Raw genomic sequence first — 21,941 nt, 5'->3', positions numbered from 1 at the left:
CCGGCGGCTGTCGGCCGAGGGTGCCCCGCTGTCGTGCTGGCTCGCGCGTCGCCCCGAGCGACTAGGCGCGGGCCTCCTCGGCGATGGGGTCGTAGGAGGCTTCCTCATCACCGAAGGCGTAGGCGGACTCGCTGTGCTCGGACAGGTCGACCCCGCGGGCCTCGTCCTCGGCGCTGACGCGGAAGCCGATGGTCCTGGCGATCGCCAGGCCGATGAGGGCCGTCATCACGCCGGTGTAGACCAGGGTGAAGAGGGTGGCGACGACCTGGGCCGCCAGCTGCCCGGCGCCGCCGCCGTAGAAGAGGCCACCGCCCTCGCCGTCGACCGGCAGCGCCAGGAAGCCGATCATGACGGTCCCGACGATGCCCGAGACCAGGTGGACACCGACGACGTCGAGGGCGTCGTCATACCCGAACCTGTACTTCAGACCCACCGCGAGCGCCGAGGCGACACCGGCGAGGACGCCGATGAGGATCGCGCCGAGGGCCGAGACGTTGGCGCAGGCCGGGGTGATCGCGACCAGACCGGCGACGACGCCGGAGGCGGCGCCCAGGGAGGTGGCGTGGCCGTCGCGGACGCGCTCGGTGATCAGCCAGGCCAGCATCGCGGCGGCCGGGGCGACCATGGTGTTGACCCAGATCAGGCCGGCCTCCTCGGCGGTGCCCGCGGCGCCACCGTTGAAGCCGAACCAGCCGAACCACAGCAGGGCGGCGCCGAGCATCATCAGGGGGATGTTGTGCGGCTTGTGGAAGCCCTTGGGGCCGAAGTCGCTGCGGGAGCCGATGATGTAGACCAGCACCAGGGCCGCCAGGCCCGCGTTGATGTGGACCACGGTGCCGCCGGCGAAGTCGATCGCCTCGCCGAAGGTGGCGCCGATCGCGCCGTCGGCGGAGAGCAGGCCACCGCCCCACACCATGAAGGCCAGCGGGCAGTAGACCAGGGTGACCCAGATCGGCACGAAGACCGACCAGGAGCCGAAGCGGGTGCGGTCGGCGACCGCACCGGAGATGAGGGCCACGGTGATGATCGCGAAGGTCGCGCCGAAGCCGATGCCGATCATGTCAGCGGTGCCGACGTGGTTCGCGAGCCCGAAGTCCGCGGCCGGGTTGCCGACGAGACCGCCGAGCAGCGGCGGGGCGGCCGACATGCCGTAGCCCCAGAGGACCCAGACCACACCGACGAGACCGATCGAGACGAAGCTCATCATGATCATGTTCGTCGAGGCCTTGGCTCGCGCCATACCGCCGTAGAAGAACGCCAGGCCCGGCGTCATCAGCAGCACGAGCGCCGCCGAGACCATGACCCAGACGTCGCTGGTCGAGAGTTCCATCGTTGCGTGCCTCCAGTGAGTGGTGGTGCGCTCGGGCTCCCCGCGTCACGTCTGTCGGGGGTGGGAGTCCGCTCGCCGTGCGCACCAGTCAAGACCGGGGATGTTTCGGGAGCAGGCGCATCGGTGTAAAAGGTGCGTTACCGATGTTTCCGTCGCGTAAATCTTTCAGCGCGGTCACAGGAGCGCGTGGGCGCGGGTGAGGCGGTCGCGCCACCAGGTCTCACGCTCCGGCTCCGGTCGGTGTGCCGCGAGCGCGGCCGGGTCGACCAAGTCCCGGGCCGCCTCGGCGCGCTGGAGCGTCAGCCGGCCGGCCTTCGGCGCCAGCGGCTCGGCCACGACGTCGGCGTCGAGCAGGGTCGCCGTGCCCAGCCCGCAGTCGTGCTGGAGGGTCGGCAGGGCTGCGGCGAGCCGCACCCCGAGCGACAGGCCCACCGAGGTGTCCAGCGCCGAGGAGACCACGGCCGGCAGCCCGCACCGCTCGATGACGTCGAGGGCACGGGCGATGCCGCCCAACGGTGCGACCTTGACCACGACGAGGTCGGCCGCGTCCAGCCGCGCCACGCGCAGCGGGTCCTCGGCGCGGCGGATGGACTCGTCCGCGGCGACGGGCACGTCGATGGCGTGGCGCGCCAGGGTCCGCCGGAGCTCGGCCAGCTCCTCGACGGTGGCGCAGGGCTGCTCGGCATACTCCAGGTCCAGCGGCGCGAGCCTGGCGAGCGCCGTGGTCGCCTCCTCCACCGACCAGCCGCCGTTGGCGTCGACCCGGATCCGGGCCTGCGGCCCGAGCAGCCGACGCACCTCGGTGACCCGCTCGACGTCGTCGAGGAGACCCTGGCCGGCCTCAGCCACCTTGACCTTCGCGGTCCGGCGGGCGTCCACCCGGGCGAGCAGGCCCTCCACCTCGGCGGCCGGCAGGGCAGGGACGGTGGCGTTGACGCCGACCCCGTCACGCACCGGCGGGGGCAGCTCGCCCCACCCGGCCTCGACCGCAGCGGCGAGCCAGCGCGCGGCGTCGGGGTCGGCATACTCGACGAAGGGGGCCCACTCGGCCCAGCCGGCCGGGCCGCGCAGCAGCACCGCCTCGCGCGCGGTCACCCCGCGGAAGCGCACCCGCATCGGCAGCCGCACGACGTGCGCGGCGGCCAGCAGCTCCTCCACGTCGGGTCGGGGGGTCGCGGGATCCATCGTGACGAGCCTAGATCGTCCCTGCGCGACCCTCCCCCTGCGGGACCGACCACGGTGTAGCACAAGCCTCATCGGGAAGTTCGGCGATGGAGGTCATGCCAGGCCGTGGTCGCTTCCGGATCCGGGCGGGCCGGGGCAGGATGGCGGACATGGCACTCACGTGGTACACCGTCGTCGTCGACTGCCGGGACCCGCAGGCCCAGGCCCGCTGGTGGGTGGAGGCGCTGGACTGGACCGTCGTCGACGACACCCCGGAGGAGGCGGTCGCGGTCCCCCGCTTCGCGCTGGAGGGGCCCGAGCACGAGAGCGACCTCGACGCCTGGATGCGGCGCGGCCAGGGGCTCGTCTTCGTGCCGGTGCCCGAGGGCAAGGAGGTCAAGAACCGGCTGCACCTCGACCTCGCCCCGCACACCAGCCAGGACCGGGACACCGAGGTGCGGCGGCTGCTCGACCTGGGCGCCACCCACGTCGACGTCGGTCAGACCGAGACCGGCACCTTCACCGTGCTGGCGGACCCGGAGGGCAACGAGTTCTGCGTGCTCTCCTCGCGCGACGGTTGATCCTTCCTCGCCCCGCGGTCAGCCACCGCGCCGCGACCATAGGGGCTGCTCCCGCCGGGCGAACTCCGCGAAGGAGGCGGGCGGCTCACCCAGCACCCGCTGCACGTCGTCGCTCAACCCGTCCGCGAGGCCGAGCCGTGCGGTCGTGTAGATCGCCGCGGTGACGGCGGCCATGCCGGGCGGCATCCGCAGGGTGCGCGTCGCATGCCGGAGGTAGCGCGGCAGGCCCGGTCGGGCATACCGCACCCTCCTGTCGAGCACGGTGCTGAGCACGTCGGCCACCTCGTCGTAGCTGAGCGCCTCCGGCCCGGTCACCGTCCAGGCCCGACCCCGGTGGACCGGCGCGTCCAGCAGCGCCGCGGCCGCCACCCTGCCGACGTCGACGGCATCGACGAACGCCGTCCGACCCGCTCCGGCCGGCACCACGATCTCGTCCCGGTCCCGGATGTCGCTCACGTGCGTCGTCGTGAGGTTCTGGTCGAAGAAGGAGGCCCGCACGAAGGTCCACGCCATGCCCGACGCCCGCAGCCAGCTCTCCACCGCGGCGTGCGGCACGACCCGGAGGCGGTCGGCTCCCTGGAGCGAGAGGAAGACCACGTGCCCGACACCCAGGTCACGTGCCGCCGCAAGGGCGGGCAGCAGGTCCCGCCGCACGTTGCCCAGGGCAGGGGGCCGCACGAGGAACATCGAGTCCACCTCGCCCATCACCGACCAGGTCTGCGGGTCGAGGAGGTCGAGGCGGACCTGCTGCTGGTCGCCGCCGACCGGCCGCCTGGTGGCGCGCAGGTGCGGCGCGCCCACCCTGCTCAGCTCCTGGGCCACCACCGAGCCGACGGTCCCGGTCGAGCCGGTCACGAGGATCACCGACGTCTCCCTCCGTGAGGTCGGCCTCCAGGATAGGAGCGCTCACCCCTGCTCGTTACAGTGACGCCGTGACCGAGAACGCCGACCCGCGCCACGCCCCGAGCAGCCCCTTCGACCCCGCCGCCTGGAAGCCGGTCGAGGGTTTCGAGCTGACCGACATCACCTACCACCGGCACGCCGAGCTGGGCTGCGTGCGGATCGCCTTCGACCGCCCGGAGGTGCGCAACGCCTTCCGCCCGCACACCGTCGACGAGCTCTACCGCGCTCTCGACCACGCCCGGATGACCCCGGACGTGGGCGTCGTGCTGCTCACCGGCAACGGCCCCTCTCCCAAGGACGGCGGCTGGGCCTTCTGCTCCGGCGGCGACCAGCGCATACGCGGCCGCAGCGGCTACCAGTATGCCGACGCCGAGACCGCGGACAGCGTCGACGCCGCGCGGGTCAAGGCCGAGGGTGGCCGCCTGCATATCCTCGAGGTCCAGCGCCTCATCCGCACGATGCCCAAGGTCGTGATCGCGGTGGTGGGCGGCTGGGCGGCCGGCGGCGGGCACAGCCTGCACGTGGTCTGCGACCTCACGATCGCCTCCCGCGAGCACGCCCGCTTCAAGCAGACCGACGCCGACGTCGGAAGCTTCGACGCCGGCTACGGCTCGGCCTACCTCGCCGCGATGGTGGGCCAGAAGCACGCCCGCGAGATCTTCTTCCTCGGGCGCACCTACGACGCCGAGCAGATGCAGCGCATGGGCGCGGTCAACCTCGTCGCCGACCACGCCGAGCTGGAGGCCGAGGCGGTCCAGGCCGCCCGGGAGATCCTCGGCAAGAGCCCCACGGCGCAGCGGATGCTGAAGTTCGCCTTCAACCTTGCCGACGACGGGCTCATGGGGCAGCAGGTCTTCGCCGGCGAGGCGACCCGGTTGGCCTACATGACCGACGAGGCGGTCGAGGGCCGCGACGCCTTCCTGGACAAGCGGGCACCGGACTGGGGCCCCTACCCCTGGTACTTCTGAGCCCACCACCCAGGCCCTCCCAGGTCTAGGCCGACCGCCGCCCCGCGTCCGTCCGCCCGGTGCGCAGCGTGAGCGCGTGAGAGACTGAGCGCGCCCGTCACCGCTGCGACCAGGGAGGACACCGGGATGCGACGCCCACTCACGCCCCTGCTGGCGGCGCCCGCCCTGCTGCTGGCAGCCTGCGACTCCGGGCCCGAGGTGATCGAGCCCACCGCGGAGGCCTCGCAGGCACCCGCCGGCGGTGACGACGCCGCAGTGACCAGCGGCGGGGACGATGCCGCGGCCAGCGCCGCCCCGGACGACGCCGCGGTGACCAGCGAGACCCCCTCGGACGGCGCCGAGGGCGGGGAGGACGGCCAGGCGGCCGCGGACCGGGCCAAGGAGTTCCTGCTCGGGCTGGTGGACGCCGACCCGGCCACCTGCGACCTGATGCTCTCCTTCAGCGACCCCACGGTGCCGATGCGGGACGCCCCGGAGGACCTCGAGCTGTGCGAGGCGCAGCTGCCGGAGACGATGTCGGCGGCCGTCGAGGCGCAGGGCCTGGGCGAGGAGGGCCGCGGCATCCTCGAGGCGATGCAGATCACCGGTGCCGCGGTCGACGGCGACACCGCGGTCATCGACCAGGACAACTACAGCGAGCTCTTCGCCGAGTCGATGGGCGGGTCGACCATCACCCTGGTCAAGATCGACGGCGACTGGTTCGTCGACGTGGACCGCTTCCTCGCGACACCGTGACGGACCGCCCGGCCCTGACGATCGCCGCAGGAGCCGACTGGTCCGCGCTCGGTGGACCACTGCGGGACCTGGTCGGCCCCGGTGGGCCGGACGCGGTGGTCGTCGAGACCTCCGGGTCCAGCGGCTCGCCCAAGCGGGTCCGGCTGGGTGCGGCGGCGCTCCGCGCGTCCGGCGAGGCGACCGCGCAGGTCCTCGGTGGGCACGGGCAGTGGCTGCTCGCGCTGCCCACCGCGCACGTCGCCGGTCTGCAGGTCCTCGCCCGCTCCGCCCTGGCGGGCACCGAGCCGGTCGAGCTGCACCCGGCCGCGCCCTTCACCGCCGACGCGATCGCCGAGGCCGTCGCTCGCATGGAACCGTCGACGCGCCGGTATGCCTCGCTCGTCCCCACCCAGCTGCGCCGCACCCTCGCGGCGGAGCGAGGGGCCCGGGCCCTCCGGCAGCTGGACGCCGTGCTGGTCGGGGGGGCCGCAAGCGATCCCGGGCTTCTCGACGCCGCCCGTGACGCCGGTGTCCGGGTGGTGACGACCTACGGCATGTCCGAGACCTGCGGCGGCTGCGTCTACGACGGGACGCCGCTGCCGGGGGTCCAGGTCGACGTGGACGGCGAGGGCCGGATCCGGCTGGGCGGCCCGATCCTGGCCGACGGCTACCCCGAGGACCCGGTGCTCACGCAGGAGCGTTTCGTCTCCGACGCGACCGGGCGGTGGTTCGTGACCGACGACCGCGGGGCATACCGGAACGGGCACCTCACCGTGCTGGGCCGCGTCGACGACGTCGTCGTCACCGGGGGCACAAGGTCGAGCCGCGCGACGTCGAGACCGCGCTGCGGGCGTTGCCGGAGGTGCTGGACGCCCTGGTCCTCGGGCTGCCCGACGAGGAGTGGGGCGAGCGCGTGGCCGCTCTGGTGGCCCTGGCGCGGGACGCACGGGGAGTCCGGTCGGAGGTCACGACCGCGACCGAGCCGCTGCGGCAGGCGTTGCGGGAGCGGGGTCACCTCCCCCCGCACGCCCTGCCGCAGCAGATCGCGGTCGTCGGGGAGATCCCGCTGCTCGCGACCGGCAAGCCGGACCGCGCGGCGGCACGGCGGCTGCTCACCGACGGTGGCAGAATGGCATCTCACCCATCGTGACCAGGAAGGACGGCTGAGACATGCTCCGCGTGGCCCTCGCTGTGGCGCTGCTGGCGTTCACCGTCTTCTGCGTCGTCGACGCGGTCCAGACCGACGAGCACCAGGTGCGCGGTCTGCCCAAGCCGTTCTGGGTGATCATCTGCCTGATCTTCCCGGTCGCCGGCGGGATCGCCTGGCTCGTGGCGGGCCGTCCCCGCAGCATCCTGGACATCCTGCTCGGCGGGCGCCGCGGCCAGGGCGGCCCGGGGCGCGGCCCGCTGGGACCGGACGACGACCCCGACTTCCTGCGAGACCTCTAAGGGGCATACCCACATGGCATCCCTCGCCCAGTGGATCGAGGGGGCGCGACCGCGCACGCTCCCCGCCGCCGTCGCTCCCGTGCTCGTCGGCACGGCCGCGGCGCACGCCCTCGGCAGCGCCGACCTGGGGTATGCCGTGCTCGCCCTCTGCGTGGCCCTCGGCTTCCAGGTCGGCGTCAACTACGCCAACGACTACTCCGACGGCATCCGTGGCACCGACGAGGAGCGGGTCGGGCCGGTCCGGCTCGTCGGGCAGCGGCTCGCGGAGCCGGCCAACGTCCGGACCGCCGCCTTCGCCGCCTTCTTCGGCGCGGGCCTGGCCGGCTTCGCCCTGGTCGCGCTGTCCGGCGCCTGGCTGCTGCTCGCGTTGGGGCTGGCCTGCCTGTGGGCGGCGTGGCACTACACCGGCGGCGACAACCCCTACGGCTACCGCGGCTGGGGCGAGGTCATGGTCTTCGTCTTCTTCGGCCTCGTCGCCGTGCTCGGCACCACGTGGACCCAGGCCCAGACGCTCGACCTCGGGGCGCTCGGCGGGGCGCTCGGCTGCGGTTTCCTCGCCAGCGCGATCCTGGTCACCAACAACCTGCGGGACCTGGAGGGCGACCGGGCCGCGGGCAAGCGCACGCTCGCGGTCCGGATGGGTTTCCGCCGCACCCGCCGGCTCTACCTCGGGCTCGTCGTCGGTGCCTTCCTCGCGGTCGGGCTGGCGGCGATCGCGCACCCCTGGGCGCTGCTGGGGCTGCTCGCGGCACCGCTCGCCTGGCGCCCCACCCGGCTGGTCACCAGCGACGCCTACGGCCCCGCCCTGCTGCCGGCTCTGGTGCAGACCGGTCTGCTGCAGCTCGGGTATGCCGTCGCCCTCGCCCTGGGTCTCGCGCTCTCCTGAAGGGGAGGTCGCCTCACCAGCCCGCGGAGGCGACAACTAGGCTGGGTGATCACGACACGGGGGAGGCGACTTACCGTGGGAGTCGCAGGGGGCCATCCGGCTCAGATGCGCCAGGCGTCCAGCAGACTGACGACGTTGTCGAGCGACCTGGCCGCCGATGCCGTCGCCATCGCGAGGGTCGGTGGCCGTGCTGCGGGTGCCGCAGGCTCCGGGCTGGTCGGGGGCCGCTGCCGAGAGCGCGCTCGCCGCGCCCAGCAGGTACCCGCACCATCCTTCGACCTCACGCTGACCCGCGAGGCCCTCGCGCAGCACCCTGCGGAGCTGGAGCCGGTGGTGGCGTGCGCCGTGGCTGTCACGATCACCCGCATCGACATCGCCGAGGAAGCCGTCCGGAGCTACTCGGGGGTCTACACCGGTGCTCAGGCGTCGTACCTCTTGACCAGCCCTCAGGAGCGCGACGAGGTGAGCTATCGCGGTGTCGGCGCCGACGAGGTGGAGCAGCACTGGGCCAGAGTCCTGGGAGCACCGTGACCGAGCGGCCCTTCTTCCGCATCACCGACCCCGACGACCCGGTCCAGGTGGATCAGCTGCTCGCTCTGGCCGACCTGGACGCCGAGGACATGGGTGCGGTGCGGCAGACCTTCCGCCCGTGGCCCGGGGCGCGGATGTGGTTGTTCCTGCTCGGCCTGATGCTGCTCTCCCTCCTTCCCCTGCTGATCCCGGGCGAGGTGGGCTGGGGGCTGACCGTGACCCTCCTCATCTGCATCGGGGCCAGCGGACTCGTGCTCGTCATCGCGGGTGCCGTGGACCGACACCGGGTCTGCGAGAAGGGGTTGCTGCTCGGGTGGCGTGGCCGCACCCGTGACATCGTCCCCTGGTCGACGGTCGACCCGGGCCGGGTGCGGGTCGTGGAGCGTGCGGGCCTGCTGGGGCGTCGGCACGACACCCCCGCCTCCTCACCGCACTTCCGCACCGGCCTGCTCGTGACCCGAGCGCTGAGCGTCAACGGCATCGACAGCGCGCACGGCGGGTGGGTCGGCATACCGGGTCTGCTCGGGGTCACCGACCCGGTGGCACCTGGTGCCCGCGCCCGGTCCACGATCTTCGTCAATTGGTTGCTCGGGACCCCCGACCCGGTGCGCCTGGCCAGGGCGATCGAGGACGCCATGGTCGCTGAGGGCTATCCGGCGCGAGGGCTCGCGGACGCGGCCGCGAGCCGCGCCGTCGTCCTGAGCTGGAACCCCGACCAGGACTCGGCCCACCCACTCCCCTACCGAGCCTCGACGGACGGCACGACCGGCCCGTGAGGGCAGTCAGCCTCGCCCCTCTGCTCACGCGCTCACTCCTCCTCGTCAACCCGCTCGGCGTCGACCTTGGCCCGGCGCCGCGCGACGCGGTCACCGACCCGGCGCTCCAGGCCGGCCGCGAGCCGCTGCCGGTCCGGCGCCAAGAGGAAGTAGGACACGACCATCGAAACCAGCGCCGCCGCGACGGCCGCCCAGATGACCTCGAGCCGCAGCAGCCGGAAGAACGCGAAGAAGCCGACGAAGATCAGCACACGCATCACTGAGTAGCGCGCCGCGATCACGTCGCCACCCCGGAGTAGGAGTGCAGGCCGGTCATGAGCAGGTTGACGCCGACGTAGTTGAAGATCACGCAGCCGAAGCCGAGCAGCGCCACCCACGTGGCCCGGCGGGTGCTCCAGCTGCTCGTGGCGCGGGCGTGCAGGTAGGCGGCGTAGACCACCCAGATGATGAAGGTCCACACCTCCTTGGGGTCCCAGCCCCAATAGCGCCCCCAGGCCTGCTCGGCCCAGATGGCGCCGGCGATGAGGGTGAAGGTCCACAGCGGGAAGGCCACGATGTGGATGCCGTAGGTGATCCGCTCCAGCCGCCCCGCCTCGGGCAGCGCCGCGATCCATCCGCGCACGCGCCCCACGGTCTCGGCGCGGTCGCGCAGCAGGTAGGCCACCGCGAGCGCCGCCCCGATCGTGAACAGCGCGGTGGCCAGGATGGCGATGGTCACGTGGATGATCAGCCAGATGCTGTTGAGCGCCGGCATGAGCTGGGAGGCCTCGGTGTACCACGCCACCTTGGCCGCGCCGAGGATGACCAGCACCGGCAGGGTGACGAAGGCGCCCAGCCAAAGCCGGTCCTTGCGCAGGCTCCACCCGGAGTAGATGACCAGCGCGAAGCTGGCGGTGACGAGCGCGAACTCGTACATGTTGCCCAGCGGCGCCCGGCCCACCGACACCCCGCGCAGCACGGTGCCGGCGACGGTGAGGAAGGTCGCGAGAAAGGTCAGCTGCAGCCCGACGACGCCCCAGCGGCGCGAGCTGCTGCCGCGGTCGGTGCCCAACGGTGCATCGGTGGGTCCGTCGACAGGTGCGGCCCCGGCCGGGCCGACGCCCGCGAGGTCAGCTCCACCGGCACCGACGGCCACCGGCGCACGCCGCTCGACCCGTCGCTGCACCGCCGCGCCCGTGGCGGCCAGGTGCACCAGGAAGGCCAGCATCGCCGGGACCAGGACCACCACCGCGCCCCAGATCGCGAGGTCGCTGGCCTGCGCCAGGCTGTCGTTCGTCATTCCTCGTCCTCTCGTCCACCCACGGTGGTCGGTCGGTCCGGCACCCGGGCGCCGGCGGCGGTCGTGATCTGCTCCAGGAGGTCCTCCACGAGGTCCTCGAGCCCGGGGTCGGTGCCCTTCGGCAGGGCAGCGATGCTCACTCCAGTATGCCGCGACGTCCCGTCGTAGTCGTCGCCGGGAGGGGGCCCGGGGGCAACCCGCACGAAGACGCGCCGTCGCCGCACGCCCAGCATGAGGACGAGCCCGACCAGCGCGGCGCCGGCGAACATCAGGGCGGGCAGCCGGCCGGGGTCGTGCCGCACGAGCATGCCGCCCCAGCGGATGACGTCCTCGAAGGCGAGCGTCGTGCCGTCGGGCAGGTCGTAGGTCTCCCCCGGGCGCAGCAGCAGCCGCAACGGCTGCTCCTCGCCGCTCTCCTCGTCCACGGTGGTGAGCTGGTCCATCGACTCGGTGTCGATGGCGAAGACCGACTGCGAGCGTCCCTCGGGGAAGAGGTCGCCCTCGTAGGCCGTGAGGACCAGCGCCGGGTCCACGAGGCCGGGGAAGGAGGAGGTCATGCCCTGCTCGCTGATGTCGATGGTCGGCAGGAAGCCGCCGGCGAAGCCCAGCCCGGGGTCGGCCGCCGGCACCTTGATCACGCCGTCCGAGCCGTAGGTGTTGTCCTGCGGCAGGAAGGTGACGGCGTCGGAGAAGAGGATGTCCCCGGCGGGGTCCCGGACGGTGACGACGGGGGCATACCCGTTGCCGAGGAGGAACATCGAGGTGCCATCGACCGAGAGCGGGTCGTTGACGCCGAAGCCGCGCTGCCGCGGTTGCTCCCCGTCCTGCTCGATCGTGGCGAACCCCTCGAAGACGCGGGGCTGGCCGAACTGCGCCCCCTCCGCCTCGCTCTCGAACTCCACCTGGAGGTCGTCGAGCCGGACGGTGAAGGCCGGGACGTCGCTCTGGTCGACGAGCGGGCCGAGGGTGAGGGTGTCGTAGGTGCCGGCCCCCGACGTCCACGACTCGCCCTCCTTGATGATGATCTCCCCGCGCCAGCCGAAGAGGTGCCCCACCGCGACCGCGACGATGACTCCGAGCAGCGCGATGTGGAAGAGCAGGTTGCCGGCCTCCTTGAGGTAGCCCTTCTCCGCGGAGACCGTCACCGCACCGTCGTCCTCGCGCCGCAGCCGGAACCGGCGGCGCTCCAGGGTCGCCCGGGCCGCGGCCAGGACCGTCTCCGGGTCGGCCTGCAGCGCCACCTCCCGGTGCACCGGCAGCCGGCCCAACCGGGCCGGTGCTCGTGGCGGCTGCGCCCGCAGCGACCGCGCGTGCTGGCGCATCCGGGGCAGCACGCACCCGATGAGGCTGATCATGAGCAGCAGGTAGATCGAGGCGAACCACGGCGAGGAGTAGACCTCGAACATCCCGAGCCGGTCGAGCCACTGCGCGCGGGTCGGGGAGTCCTCGAAGTACTGCCGCACCCGCACCGGGTCGACCCCGCGCTGCGGGAAGACCGAGCCGGGCACCGCCGCGACGGCGAGGAGAAGGAGCAGCACGAGGGCGGTCCGCATGCTCGTCAGCTGGCGCCACACCCACCTCGCCCACCCGAGCGGGCCCAGGCGTGGACCCCCGAGCGCCGTCCGGTCCTTGGGATAGCTCGGCTCGATCCGCTGCCGCTGGTCGGTCGTCATCTAGAGCACCGTCTCGAAGCCGCTGACGAGGTGCGCCTGGACCCAGGCGGTCAGCCCGGCCCACACCCCGGTCACCATGAGCAGGCCGAGCAGCACCAACAGCGTCCCGCCGGTCCGCTGGACGACGCGGTGGTGGTCACGCAGCCAGCGGGAGGCGCGGCTCACCCAGCCCAGCCCGGCGGCGACGAGGACGAAGGGCAGCCCCAGGCCGAGGCTGTATGCCGTGCCCAGCACCACTGCGCGCCCGAGCTGTCCGTCGCCGGGCAGGATCGAGGTGCCGAGCGTCTGGATCGCGGCGAGCGCCGGGCCGGTGCAGGCGGTGAAGCCCAGCCCGAAGGCGACCCCCAGCAGGGGTGCCCCGGCGAGGCCCGCGGCCGGGCGCCAGCGCACCTGCCAGGCGGCACCGGGCTGGAAGATCATCACCAGCCCGAGCAGGATCACCACGGCCCCGGCGACGCGGAGCAGCAGACCCTGGTGCTCGACGAGCAGCAGCCCGAGCCCGGAGATCGCCACGCTCATGAGCAGGAAGACGGCCGTGAAGCCGAGCACGAAGAGCACCGCGCCGAGCACCAGCCGCCCGCGGCCCGCGCTCGCGGCCGTCCCGCCACGGCCGACCGCTCCACCGGCGACCGCGGGCCGACCGGGCGTCATGCCCCCGAGATAACCGAGGAAGCCCGGCACCAGGGGGAGCACGCACGGCGAGGCGAAGGAGATCACGCCCGCCAGCGCGGCGACACCCACGGCCAGCAGCAGCGGACCGGTGAGGACCAGCTCGCTCACCCGCCGGCACCCCCGCCGTCCGCCACCGTGCCGTCGGCCAGGACGTCCTCGACCATGCCGGTGAGGGTGGACGCGTCGACCTCGCCGCTCACCCGCGCCGCGAGGCGTCCCTCGCCGTCCAGCACGAGGGTGGTCGGGGTAGCCACGGCCAGGCTGCCGAGCTGGGCCCGGGTGCGGCCGCCGTCGTCCTGCAGGGACGGGTAGGGGACGTCGTACTTCCGCTGGAAGGCCAGGGCGTTGGGCACGGTGTCGCGCGAGTTGAGCCCGATGAACTCCACCGGCTCACCCGCCTCGTCGAAGGCTGTCTCGACCTCGACGAGGTCCGGGACCTCCGCCACGCACGGGCCGCACCAGGAGCCCCACACGTTGACCACGACGACCTTGCCCCGCTGCTGCTCGAGGCTCCACTGCTCGTCCTCGAGGGTCGTCCCCGCCAGGTCCACGGGCTCCTCGCGCTCGTCAGGGCCGAGCTGCTCCAGCGTGCCGTCCCCGGCGACATAGCCCTTCTGGTCGCCCTGGCGCATCTGCTCGGTGATGCTCGTGCCTTCCTCGCCGCTGCACCCGGCCAGCGCCAGCGCCAGGGCCGCGGCGACACCGGCACCCCGGACGGCCCGCCTCACGGCGCCACCTCGCTCGCCTCACCGGTGACGTCCACGGCGCCCGCGAACAGGTGCGCGGCGGGCTCGGCATACATCACCCGCACCGGCAGCGGTCCGTGGAAGAGGACGGTGGTCACCGAGGCCAGGCTGCACTCGCGGCGACGCGGGTGGTGCCACAGCCGCCGCCCCTCCAGCGCCCGCCGCAGCGTCCAGATCGGCAGCTGGTGGCTGACCATCACCGCCTCGCGACCCGCCGCCTGCTCCCGCACCGCGTCGAGGGCGCGGCGCATCCGGTCGGCGATGTCGACGTAGGGCTCGCCCCACGAGGGCCGGAAGGGGTTGACGTAGGCCCCCCAGTGGCGGGGGTCGGCGAGCATGCGCCGGTCGATGGTCTCGCCCTCGAAGACGTTGCCGCTCTCGATGAGCAGCGGGTCGGTGGCGACCTCCAGCCCGTGCGCGGCGGCGATCGGCGCGGCGGTCTCCCGCGCCCGCTCCAGCGGCGAGCTGACGACGTGCGTGACGTCCCGGCCGGCGAGGTGCTCGGCGGTGGCCCGCGCCATCTCCTGGCCGAGGTCGGAGAGGTGGTACCCCGGCAGCCGACCGTAGAGGACGCGCTGCGGGTTGTGCACCTCGCCGTGCCGCACGACGTGCACCAGCGTGACCGGGGTGCCGTCGTAGAGGGCACGCGGCGTGCCCTCCTCGGGGGGCAGTCCGTCGGCTCCTGGCATAGGCCCCAGTGTCCCACGGACCGCTGAGCGCCTCCTGGGACGGCTCAGCCGACCTCGGCGGCGCTCTCCTCGATCGCGCGCACCGCGTGCTCGACCGCCTCGTCGTCGTGCGCCGCGGAGACGAACCACGCCTCGAAGCAGCTCGGCGGCAGATGGACCCCGCGCCGCAGCATCGCGTGGAAGAACCGGCCGAAGCGCTCGGCGTCCTGGTCCTTCGCGTCGTCGTAGGAGCGGACCGCGCCCTCCCGGAAGAACACGCTGAACATCGAGCCCGCCCACTGGATGCGGTGGGGTATGCCGTGGCGCGTGAAGGCGTCGGTGACCGCGCCGGCGAGCGCCTCGCTCACCTCGTCGAGCCGCTGGTAGACCTCGTCGGTGCACCGCCGCAGCGTCGCGAGCCCGGCCGCGGCGGCCACCGGGTTCCCCGACAGGGTGCCCGCCTGGTAGACCGGCCCCTCCGGGGCGAGCTGGGCCATGAGGTCGGCGCGGCCGCCGAAGGCCGCCGCGGGGAAGCCGCCACCCATGACCTTGCCGAAGGTGAAGAGGTCCGGGGCACCGCCCTCGGGGACGCCCTCCAGCCCGAGCCAGCCGCCGCGCGAGCACCGGAAACCGGTCATCACCTCGTCGCTGACCAGCAGCGCGCCGTGCTCGCGGGTCACCCGGCGCAGCGCCTCGGTGAAGCCCGGGTCCGGCGGGACCACACCCATGTTGCCGGCGGCGGCCTCGGTGATGACCGCGGCGATCTCCTCACCCCGCTCGGCGAAGGCCGCCTCCAGCGCGGCGACGTCGTTGTAGGGCAGCACGATCGTCTCGGAGGCGGCGCTGGCGGGCACCCCGGGGCTGTCCGGCAGCCCGAAGGTCGCCACGCCGGACCCCGCGGCGGCGAGCAGCGCGTCGACGTGGCCGTGGTAGCAGCCGGCGAACTTCACGACGACCGACCGCCCGGTGGCGCCGCGGGCCAGCCGGATCGCGCTCATCGTCGCCTCGGTGCCCGAGCTCACCAGCCGCACCTGCTCGACCGGTGCCACGCGGGCCACGATCTCCTCGGCGAGCGCGATCTCGCGGGCGGTGGGCATACCGAAGGAGAAGCTGCCCTGCGCCGCCTCGAGCGCGGCCTCCCGCACCTCGGGGTGGGCGTGCCCCAGGATCATCGGGCCCCAGGAGCAGACCAGGTCGAGGTAGCGCCGCCCGTCCGCGTCCCACAGCCACGGCCCCTGCGCCCGCTCCATGAACCGGGGTGTGCCGCCCACCGACCGGAAGGCCCGCACCGGCGAGTTCACGCCGCCGGGGATGACCTGCTGCGCCCGCGCCAGCAGCTGCGCCGAGGCGGGTGCGTCGTCGGGGTATGCCGGCGCCTGGGTGCTCATGCCACCAGCGTAGGTGCGGGGCTCACGAGGTCCGCGCGGGGGCCTTGCCCTCAGACCGCGTCGAGGGCCTCGTCGTCGCGGTGCCGGAGGGCCCGCACGACGCGGCGCAGCGCCTCCCCGTGCTCGAGCAGCTCCTCCCGGCTCAGGTGGTCCAGGAGGGCTCGACGCACGCTCTCCAGGTGCACCGGCGCCAGCCGCTTGAGCTCCTTCGCCCCGGACGCGGTGAGCTGCAGCACGACGCCCCGGCCGTCCTGCGGGGTGCGGACGCGCTGCACCCAGCCACGCTTCTCCAGCCGGTTGGCGGTGTGGCTGACGCGGCTGCGGGACTGGACGATGAGGTGGGCCAGCTCGGCCATCCTGATGCGCTCGCCCGGCGCCTCGGAGACCATGCTGAGCAGCTCGTACTCCCCGAGGGAGACGCCGTACTCGTCCAGCGCCTCCTCCATGACGAGCTGGATGAGGTGGGAGGCCCGCAGGATCGACCGCCACGCGCGCTGCTCCTCCTCGTCCAGCCAGCGGACCATCTCACCCTCCCAGCAGTCGAGCGGCCGTCGTCGCGTAGTAGGTCAGCACCACCTGGGCACCGGCCCGGCGGATCGACGTCAGTGTCTCGATCACCATACGGTCCCGGTCGAGCAGGCCCTGCGAGGCGGCCGCCTCGATCATGGCGTACTCCCCGCTGACCTGGTAGGCCGCGACCGGCACGTCGGACTGCGCCGCGACGTCGCTGAGGACGTCGAGGTAGGGCAGCGCGGGCTTGACCATGACCATGTCCGCGCCCTCCTCCAGGTCCAGCCGCAGCTCGCGCAGGCTCTCGGTCCGGTTGGCCGGGTCCTGCTGGTAGGTCGCGCGGTCCCCCTGCAGGGTCGAGGCGACCGCCTCGCGGAAGGGCCCGTAGAAGCCGCTGGCGTACTTCGCGGTGTAGGCGAGCACGGAGATGTCCTGGTGACCGGCCGCGTCGAGGGCCTGGCGGACCACCCGCACCTGGCCGTCCATCATCCCGCTGGGGCCGACGACGTGTGCCCCGGCCTCCGCCTGCGCCACCGCCATCCGCGCATACACCTCGAGGGTGCTGTCGTTGTCGACCCGACCCGCGTCGTCCACGAGGCCGCAGTGGCCGTGGTCGGTGAACTCGTCGAGGCACAGGTCGCTCATGATCACCGTGTCGTCCCCGAGCTCGGTGCGCAGCGTGCGCAGGGCGGCGTTGAGCACCCCGTCCGGGTCGAGCCCCACGCTGCCGACCGCGTCCTTGTCCTGCGCCCGGGGGACGCCGAAGACCATGATCCCCCCGACGCCGGCCTCGACCGCCTCGCGCGCCGCCGCGACCAGGCTGGTCGGGGTGTGCTGCACGACGCCGGGCATCGAGCCGATCGGCTCGGGCCCGGTGATGCCGTCACGGACGAAGACCGGGAGCACCAGCTCGGCCGGATGAAGCCGCGTCTGCGACACCAGCCGCCGCAGGGCGGGCGTGCCGCGCAGCCGACGCGGGCGCTCGGGCGGTCCCGGGTATGCCGTCACCGCCGCGACCGGGGGCGCCGCGCCGCCGGTGCGCGCCGGCTCGGTCGCACGAACTCCTCGCCCTCCGCCTGCGCCTGGGCCACGAGCGAGCGGGCGTGCTCGGCCAGGGCGTCGACGAGGTTCGTCGCGCTCGGCTCGGGGGCGACCACGTCGACCCGCAGGCCGTGCTCCTCGGCCGCCTTGGCCGTGGCCGGGCCGATGCAGGCCACGACCGTGCCCGGGTGCGGCTTGCCCGCGATGCCGACGAGGTTGCGCACCGTGGAGGAGGAGGTGAAGCAGACGGCGTCGAAGGCGCCGCCCTTGATCGCCTCCCGGATCTCCGCGGCCGGCGGGGCTGCCCGCACGGTGCGGTAGGCCGTCACGTCGTCGACCTCCCAGCCCATCTCCTGCAGCCCGGCCACGAGGGTGTCGGTGGCGATGTCGGCCCGCGGCAGGAAGACCCGGTTGATCGGGTCCAGCACCTCGTCGAAGGGGGGCCAGGACTCCAGCAGCCCGCGCGCGGACTGCTCACCGTCCGGCACGAGGTCCGGCTCCAGGCCCCAGTCGCGCAGCGCCTCGGCGGTGACTCCTCCGACAGCGGCGAGCTTGAGCCCGGCGAAGGCCCGGGCGTCGAGCCCCAGCGCCTCGAACTTCTCCCGCACGGCCTTGACCGCATTGACGGAGGTGAAGCCGATCCACTCGTAGCGACCGGTCACCAGGCCCTTGACCGCCCGGTCCATCTGCTGCGGGGTGCGGGGCTTCTCCACGCTGATCGTCGGGACGACCGAGGACGTGGCGCCGTAGCCGGCGATGCGGTCGGTCATCGGCCCGGACTGCTCCTTGGTGCGCGGCACCAGGATCGACCAGCCGAAGAGCGGCTTGGACTCCCACCAGGACAGCTCGGCCCGCAGCTGCACCGGTCGACCGACGACGGCGAGGCTCACGCCGTCGAGCTCCTCGGGGCTGTCCAGGGACTGCTGCAGGGTGGTGACCCTGGTCTGCTGGGTGTTGGTGGTGCCCCTGCCGGTCAGGGCCGTGGGGGTCTCGCCGCCCCGCCCGGCGTCGGCCAGGTGCCGCAGCGCGCGGTGCAGCCGGTCGCGGTCGCCGAGGACCACGACGGTGACCTCGTCGTCGACCGAGTGCGACCAGTCCACGGCGGTGTCGGCCGCGCTGACGACGTGGACCTGCCCGCCGTCGCCGTCCGGGAGCATCCCGGCATACGCCGGCACGGCCCAGGCCGCGCTGACCCGGGACGATCTCGAAGGAGACCCCGGCCTCGTGGCAGGCGCGCGCCTCGTCGGCCATCGTGCCGCCGGAGGAGTCGTCGAGCATGAGCCGGACGACGAGGTGGGTGGCGTCGTCGAACTTCGAGGCGGTGCGCACGAGCAGCTTGGCGCGGGCCGACGGGGTGAGTGCCGGACCGTCCTCGCCGCGGACGGTGCGGACGATCTCGGCGTCCTCCCGCACCCAGGCGCGCACGTCCTCCTCACGGTGGGTCGAGTCCACCACGACGACGTCGGCGACCGCGAGGTAGTCGCGGGCGCGGACGGTAAGCAGGCCCGGGTCGCCGGGCCCGGCGCCGACGAAGGCGACGCGCGCGGCGAGGCTGGGGACGGGGGTCAGGTGGACGGGGGCGGCGTCAGTGCTCACAGGTCGGACTCCGGTTCGTATGACCCGGAGACGGCTACGAGGCCGGCCGGGTCGGGACGGTTCAACAGCAGCTCGGCGGCGCGGGCGCCGAGGTCGTCCGGCGCGTCCTGCGCGCCGGTCAGCACGTGCGTGCGCGCCCCGTCCTGCAGGGCGGCGAACACGTGAAGGGTGAGGGTGGTGGCGGGGCCGTCGCCGGATATGCCGTCGCGAGAGGTCTGCGCGAGCGCGCCGACCGGAGCGGTGCAGCCCGCCTCGAGCCGGGCCAGCGCGGCCCGCTCGGCGGTGATGGCGGCCCGGGTGGGCGGGTGCTCCAGCAGGTCGGCGAGGCCTCGGGTCAGCTCGGCATCCTCGGCCCGGCACTCCACCGCGAGGGCGCCCTGGCCGGCCGCGGGGAGCACCACGTCGGTGGCGAGCACCTCGGTGGCGTCGCCGAGGCGGTCCAGGCGCGCGAGCCCGGCCCGGGCCAGGACGACGGCGTCGAGGACACCGTCGTCGACCATCCGGATGCGCGAGTCGACGTTGCCGCGGATGTCGCGGACCTCGAGGTCGGGGCGGGCCAGGCGCAGCTGGGCCGCGCGGCGCGGGGACCCGGTGCCGACGACCGCACCGCTCGGGAGCTCGTCCAGGGTCAGCCCGTCCCGCGCGACCAGCACGTCACGGGGGTCCTCCCGCGCCGGGACGGCTGCCACGACGAGACCGTCGGCGGGCGCCGTCGGCAGGTCCTTGAGCGAGTGCACGGCCAGGTCGATCCGCTCCTCCAGCAGGGCGGTGCGCAGCGCCGAGGCGAAGACACCGGTGCCGCCGATCTCGCGCAGGCTGCGCGCCGAGGTGTCTCCCTCCGTGGTCACCAGCACGAGCTCCACCTCGTGCCCCGCGGCACGCAGCCGGTCGGCCACCCAGGTGGACTGGCTGGTGGCGAGAGCGCTGCGCCGGGTGCCCAGCCGCAGCGGCCGGGTCGGCGTCAGGGACGGGGTGTCAGCCATCCGCCCGATCCCCCTCCCCGCGCTGCTCGGCAGCCTTCTCGACCACGCCGAGCGGCGGGCTGGACAGGGCCGCGACCTCACGGCTGTCCAGGTCGAAGAGCTCACGCAGGGCGTGGGCGTAGTCGGCCGGGACCTCCTCGACGCCGGAGTGGAGCTGCTTGACGCGTGTCGTGGGCGTGTGCAGCAACTTGTCCACGACCCGCTGGACGGTCTGGCGCACCTCGGCGCGCTCGTCGTCCGGCAGGTGCGGCAGACGCTGGTCCAGCCGCGTCATCTCCGCGTCGACCACGCGGCCCGCGGAGGTGCGCAGGGCAGCCAGCGTGGGGCCGAGCCGCGCGGCGTGCCGCTCGGTGAGGTAGGTCGCGACCTCGGTCGCGACCAGGCCCCGGACCGCCGTGACGGCGGCCGGCTCGGTCGCGGACCCGGCGTCGCCCGCCCCCGCCAGGCCCGCGGCCTGGTGCAGATCGGCGAGACCCCAGAGGTGGACCCCGCGCAACCGGGACACGGCCGGGTCGACGTCGCGCGGGAGCGCGAGGTCGACCAGCGCGAGCGGCGACCCGGCCCGTCCGGCCTCGCTGCGGGCACGCGCGAGGCCGGGACCGTCCAGGACGTGCCCGACAGCACCGGTGCAGGTGAGGACGAGATCGGCGCAGCCCACGGCAGCGGCCAGGTCGGACCAGGGCAGGCTCCGGGCACCGTGGGTCGAGGCCAGCCGGTCGGCACGGTCGCGAGTCCGGTTCACGACGGTGAGGTCGTGCACCCCGTGCCGCGCGAGGGTCGCGACGGCGAGGCCGGACATGGCCCCTGCCCCCACGACGACCGTGCGTGCCTCGGTGAGGTCGGGCAGGACCGACGCGGCCTGGTCCAGACCGAGGCCGACCAGCGAGCGGGAGACCTCGTCGATGCCCGTCTCGGCGTGCGCCCGCTTGCCCACCCGCAGCGCCTGCTGCACGAGCGGGTTGAGCGACGGACCCAGGTGCCCGTGCCGTTGCGCCAGGGCGAGGGCCTCGCGCAGCTGCCCCAGGACCTGGCTCTCGCCGACGGCCAGGGAGTCCAGCCCGCAGGCGAGCTCGAAGAGGTGGGCCACGGCGCGGTCGTCGTAGTGGACGAAGAGGTGGTCGGTGAGCTGGTCGCGGGTGAGCCCGGTCAACCCTCCCAGCGCGGCCCCGATCTCCTCGAGCGCCCCGTGGAAGGTCCCTGCCTCCACGACCACCTCGAGCCGGTTGCAGGTGGAGAGCACCAGCGCCTCGTGGACGTGGTCGCCCGCCCGCAGGCCGGTGGCCAGCTGCCGGGAGCCGTCGGTGTCGAGGACGGCCTGCTCGAGCAGGTCGATCGGTGCGGTGCGGTGGGACAGACCCACGACGAGGACGCTCACGAGACCCCCTCCACCGGTGTGCCGGACACGGCGACCTCCCGCTGGTGCTGGTGGAAGGTGAGGATCTGCAGCTCGGTAGCCAGGTCGACCCGACGCACGTCGACGTCGGGCGGCACCTGGAGCACGACCGGGGCGAAGCTGAGGATCGAGTGCACGCCGAGCTCGACGAGCACGTCGGCCACCTCCTGGGCCGCCTCGGGCGGCGTCGTGATGACCCCCACCGACACCGGCGCGGCGGTGCGCAGCTGGGCGAGCGGCTGCACGGGCATACCCTCCACGTGGCTGCCCACGACGTCGGGGTCGTTGTCGGCGAGCGCGACGACGTGGAAGCCACGGGTCGCCAGACCCTCGTAGCTCGCGAGGGCACGGCCGAGGTTGCCCATCCCCACGATGACGACGGGCCAGTCCTGGCTCAGCCCGAGCTCGGCGGAGACCTGCTCGACCAGTCGGGAGACGTCGTAGCCCACCCCTCTGACGCCGTAGGAGCCGAGGTGGGAGAGATCCTTGCGCACCTGGGCCGAGCGCACGCCCGCGAGCGCGGCGATCTCCTCGCTGGAGATGGAGGTATGCCCCTGCTCGGCGACCGTGGTGAGGGCCTGGAGGTAGCCCGGCAGCCGCCCGACCGTGGCGTCCGGCACCCCGCGCCGGTTCGACTCGGCCATCACGGCGGCACCGGCTCCTCTCTGGATGGGTGGCGCCGGGGACGGG

At 73.8% G+C, this 21,941-nt stretch carries 23 protein-coding genes and 2 pseudogenes; 9 read left to right on the top strand and 16 right to left on the bottom strand.

What is annotated here, in order from left to right:
- Window positions 1-61 precede the first annotated feature (61 nt).
- Together FU792_RS02395 and FU792_RS02390 are read right to left on the bottom strand one after the other, a co-directional pair.
- Window positions 62-1,330: an ammonium transporter gene (locus FU792_RS02395; RefSeq protein WP_022925523.1), complete on the bottom strand. Its 1,269-nt coding sequence runs from the start codon at window positions 1,328-1,330 to the stop codon at window positions 62-64.
- Window positions 1,331-1,504: 174 nt separating this feature from the next.
- Window positions 1,505-2,515, bottom strand: a complete 1,011-nt coding sequence (locus FU792_RS02390) for an o-succinylbenzoate synthase (RefSeq protein WP_022925522.1) — start codon at window positions 2,513-2,515, stop codon at window positions 1,505-1,507.
- 149 nt (window positions 2,516-2,664) lie between these two features.
- On the opposite strand from FU792_RS02390, the gene FU792_RS02385 reads away from it, so the two are divergent.
- Entirely contained in the window at window positions 2,665-3,075 is a 411-nt protein-coding gene (locus tag FU792_RS02385) for a VOC family protein (protein ID WP_022925521.1), read from the top strand.
- Window positions 3,076-3,093: 18 nt separating this feature from the next.
- Here the strand turns inward: FU792_RS02385 and FU792_RS02380 are convergent, their stop codons facing one another.
- Window positions 3,094-3,939, bottom strand: coding sequence for an NmrA family NAD(P)-binding protein (locus FU792_RS02380; protein ID WP_022925520.1), 846 nt, complete (start codon window positions 3,937-3,939; stop codon window positions 3,094-3,096).
- A gap of 68 nt (window positions 3,940-4,007) precedes the next feature.
- Here FU792_RS02380 and FU792_RS02375 point away from each other — a divergent pair, with 68 nt between their 5' ends.
- From FU792_RS02375 to FU792_RS02345, 8 genes and pseudogenes are all read left to right on the top strand, one after another.
- Window positions 4,008-4,946 (top strand): 1,4-dihydroxy-2-naphthoyl-CoA synthase, encoded by a 939-nt coding sequence (locus tag FU792_RS02375; protein WP_022925519.1) that lies wholly within the window; start codon window positions 4,008-4,010, stop codon window positions 4,944-4,946.
- 126 nt (window positions 4,947-5,072) lie between these two features.
- Complete coding sequence (locus FU792_RS02370) at window positions 5,073-5,681, top strand: hypothetical protein (protein WP_022925518.1); 609 nt, start codon at window positions 5,073-5,075, stop codon at window positions 5,679-5,681.
- Window positions 5,678-6,205, top strand: a pseudogene (locus tag FU792_RS19085) (AMP-binding protein); the annotation flags it as partial. The gene FU792_RS02370 and the pseudogene FU792_RS19085, both read left to right, overlap by 4 nt.
- 179 nt (window positions 6,206-6,384) lie before the next feature.
- Window positions 6,385-6,810, top strand: coding sequence for an AMP-binding enzyme (locus tag FU792_RS02365; RefSeq protein ID WP_161600185.1), 426 nt, complete (start codon window positions 6,385-6,387; stop codon window positions 6,808-6,810).
- 20 nt (window positions 6,811-6,830) lie between these two features.
- Window positions 6,831-7,109 (top strand): PLDc N-terminal domain-containing protein, encoded by a 279-nt coding sequence (locus tag FU792_RS02360; RefSeq protein WP_022925516.1) that lies wholly within the window; start codon window positions 6,831-6,833, stop codon window positions 7,107-7,109.
- A gap of 13 nt (window positions 7,110-7,122) precedes the next feature.
- Window positions 7,123-7,995 (top strand): 1,4-dihydroxy-2-naphthoate polyprenyltransferase, encoded by an 873-nt coding sequence (locus FU792_RS02355; protein ID WP_022925515.1) that lies wholly within the window; start codon window positions 7,123-7,125, stop codon window positions 7,993-7,995.
- A gap of 135 nt (window positions 7,996-8,130) precedes the next feature.
- Window positions 8,131-8,526, top strand: coding sequence for a hypothetical protein (locus tag FU792_RS02350; RefSeq protein WP_149814517.1), 396 nt, complete (start codon window positions 8,131-8,133; stop codon window positions 8,524-8,526).
- Entirely contained in the window at window positions 8,523-9,302 is a 780-nt protein-coding gene (locus FU792_RS02345; protein WP_022925513.1) for a hypothetical protein, read from the top strand. The genes FU792_RS02350 and FU792_RS02345 overlap by 4 nt, the downstream gene beginning before the upstream one ends.
- A gap of 32 nt (window positions 9,303-9,334) precedes the next feature.
- Here FU792_RS02345 and FU792_RS02340 read toward each other — a convergent pair whose 3' ends face one another.
- From FU792_RS02340 to FU792_RS02280, 13 genes and pseudogenes are all read right to left on the bottom strand, one after another.
- Window positions 9,335-9,559: a DUF4229 domain-containing protein gene (locus tag FU792_RS02340; RefSeq protein WP_157609208.1), complete on the bottom strand. Its 225-nt coding sequence runs from the start codon at window positions 9,557-9,559 to the stop codon at window positions 9,335-9,337.
- Between the two features lie 20 nt (window positions 9,560-9,579).
- Window positions 9,580-10,581: a c-type cytochrome biogenesis protein CcsB gene (gene ccsB, locus FU792_RS02335; protein WP_022925511.1), complete on the bottom strand. Its 1,002-nt coding sequence runs from the start codon at window positions 10,579-10,581 to the stop codon at window positions 9,580-9,582.
- On the bottom strand, window positions 10,578-12,254 hold the full coding sequence (gene resB / locus FU792_RS02330) for a cytochrome c biogenesis protein ResB (protein ID WP_022925510.1): 1,677 nt from the start codon (window positions 12,252-12,254) through the stop codon (window positions 10,578-10,580). The genes ccsB and resB overlap by 4 nt, the downstream gene beginning before the upstream one ends.
- Window positions 12,255-13,034 carry a cytochrome c biogenesis CcdA family protein gene (locus tag FU792_RS02325; protein WP_022925509.1) on the bottom strand — a complete coding sequence of 260 codons (780 nt, stop codon included), beginning with the start codon at window positions 13,032-13,034 and terminating at the stop codon, window positions 12,255-12,257.
- Window positions 13,031-13,654 carry a TlpA family protein disulfide reductase gene (locus FU792_RS02320; protein WP_022925508.1) on the bottom strand — a complete coding sequence of 208 codons (624 nt, stop codon included), beginning with the start codon at window positions 13,652-13,654 and terminating at the stop codon, window positions 13,031-13,033. Before FU792_RS02320 ends, FU792_RS02325 begins: the two co-directional genes overlap by 4 nt.
- Window positions 13,651-14,361 (bottom strand): histidine phosphatase family protein, encoded by a 711-nt coding sequence (locus FU792_RS02315; RefSeq protein ID WP_022925507.1) that lies wholly within the window; start codon window positions 14,359-14,361, stop codon window positions 13,651-13,653. The genes FU792_RS02320 and FU792_RS02315 overlap by 4 nt, the downstream gene beginning before the upstream one ends.
- Before the next feature lie 44 nt (window positions 14,362-14,405).
- Window positions 14,406-15,728, bottom strand: a complete 1,323-nt coding sequence (gene hemL, locus FU792_RS02310) for a glutamate-1-semialdehyde 2,1-aminomutase (protein WP_022925506.1) — start codon at window positions 15,726-15,728, stop codon at window positions 14,406-14,408.
- A 50-nt stretch (window positions 15,729-15,778) separates the two neighbouring features.
- Window positions 15,779-16,252: a MarR family winged helix-turn-helix transcriptional regulator gene (locus FU792_RS02305; protein ID WP_022925505.1), complete on the bottom strand. Its 474-nt coding sequence runs from the start codon at window positions 16,250-16,252 to the stop codon at window positions 15,779-15,781.
- Between the two features lies 1 nt (window position 16,253).
- Window positions 16,254-17,246: a porphobilinogen synthase gene (gene hemB / locus FU792_RS02300; RefSeq protein ID WP_022925504.1), complete on the bottom strand. Its 993-nt coding sequence runs from the start codon at window positions 17,244-17,246 to the stop codon at window positions 16,254-16,256.
- A pseudogene (locus FU792_RS19080) lies at window positions 17,243-18,875 on the bottom strand (bifunctional uroporphyrinogen-III C-methyltransferase/uroporphyrinogen-III synthase). The gene hemB and the pseudogene FU792_RS19080 overlap by 4 nt, the downstream one beginning before the upstream one ends.
- Complete coding sequence (gene hemC, locus FU792_RS02290; RefSeq protein ID WP_022925502.1) at window positions 18,872-19,858, bottom strand: hydroxymethylbilane synthase; 987 nt, start codon at window positions 19,856-19,858, stop codon at window positions 18,872-18,874. Before hemC ends, FU792_RS19080 begins: the two are co-directional and overlap by 4 nt.
- Window positions 19,851-21,233 carry a glutamyl-tRNA reductase gene (locus FU792_RS02285; protein WP_149814515.1) on the bottom strand — a complete coding sequence of 461 codons (1,383 nt, stop codon included), beginning with the start codon at window positions 21,231-21,233 and terminating at the stop codon, window positions 19,851-19,853. Before FU792_RS02285 ends, hemC begins: the two co-directional genes overlap by 8 nt.
- Entirely contained in the window at window positions 21,230-21,895 is a 666-nt protein-coding gene (locus FU792_RS02280; RefSeq protein WP_022925500.1) for a redox-sensing transcriptional repressor Rex, read from the bottom strand. The genes FU792_RS02285 and FU792_RS02280 overlap by 4 nt, the downstream gene beginning before the upstream one ends.
- Window positions 21,896-21,941: the final 46 nt, after the last annotated feature.

It is taken from the genome of Serinicoccus marinus DSM 15273 (genome assembly GCF_008386315.1).
GTDB lineage: Bacteria > Actinomycetota > Actinomycetes > Actinomycetales > Dermatophilaceae > Ornithinicoccus > Ornithinicoccus marinus.
Note: the sequence above shows the minus strand (reverse complement) of the source record. Positions and strands in the feature narration are given on the sequence as shown.

Excerpts from the sequence above, each read along its gene's own strand:
- FU792_RS02395 (WP_022925523.1), bottom strand. The coding sequence starts at position 1,330 with ATGGAACTCTCGACCAGCGACGTCTGGGTCATGGTCTCGGCGGCGCTC.
- FU792_RS02390 (WP_022925522.1), bottom strand. The coding sequence starts at position 2,515 with ATGGATCCCGCGACCCCCCGACCCGACGTGGAGGAGCTGCTGGCCGCC.
- FU792_RS02385 (WP_022925521.1), top strand. The coding sequence starts at position 2,665 with ATGGCACTCACGTGGTACACCGTCGTCGTCGACTGCCGGGACCCGCAG.
- FU792_RS02370 (WP_022925518.1), top strand. The coding sequence starts at position 5,073 with ATGCGACGCCCACTCACGCCCCTGCTGGCGGCGCCCGCCCTGCTGCTG.
- FU792_RS02360 (WP_022925516.1), top strand. The coding sequence starts at position 6,831 with ATGCTCCGCGTGGCCCTCGCTGTGGCGCTGCTGGCGTTCACCGTCTTC.
- FU792_RS02355 (WP_022925515.1), top strand. The coding sequence starts at position 7,123 with ATGGCATCCCTCGCCCAGTGGATCGAGGGGGCGCGACCGCGCACGCTC.
- FU792_RS02340 (WP_157609208.1), bottom strand. The coding sequence starts at position 9,559 with ATGCGTGTGCTGATCTTCGTCGGCTTCTTCGCGTTCTTCCGGCTGCTG.
- ccsB (WP_022925511.1), bottom strand. The coding sequence starts at position 10,581 with ATGACGAACGACAGCCTGGCGCAGGCCAGCGACCTCGCGATCTGGGGC.
- resB (WP_022925510.1), bottom strand. The coding sequence starts at position 12,254 with ATGACGACCGACCAGCGGCAGCGGATCGAGCCGAGCTATCCCAAGGAC.
- FU792_RS02315 (WP_022925507.1), bottom strand. The coding sequence starts at position 14,361 with ATGCCAGGAGCCGACGGACTGCCCCCCGAGGAGGGCACGCCGCGTGCC.
- hemL (WP_022925506.1), bottom strand. The coding sequence starts at position 15,728 with ATGAGCACCCAGGCGCCGGCATACCCCGACGACGCACCCGCCTCGGCG.
- FU792_RS02305 (WP_022925505.1), bottom strand. The coding sequence starts at position 16,252 with ATGGTCCGCTGGCTGGACGAGGAGGAGCAGCGCGCGTGGCGGTCGATC.
- hemC (WP_022925502.1), bottom strand. The coding sequence starts at position 19,858 with ATGGCTGACACCCCGTCCCTGACGCCGACCCGGCCGCTGCGGCTGGGC.
- FU792_RS02280 (WP_022925500.1), bottom strand. The coding sequence starts at position 21,895 with ATGGCCGAGTCGAACCGGCGCGGGGTGCCGGACGCCACGGTCGGGCGG.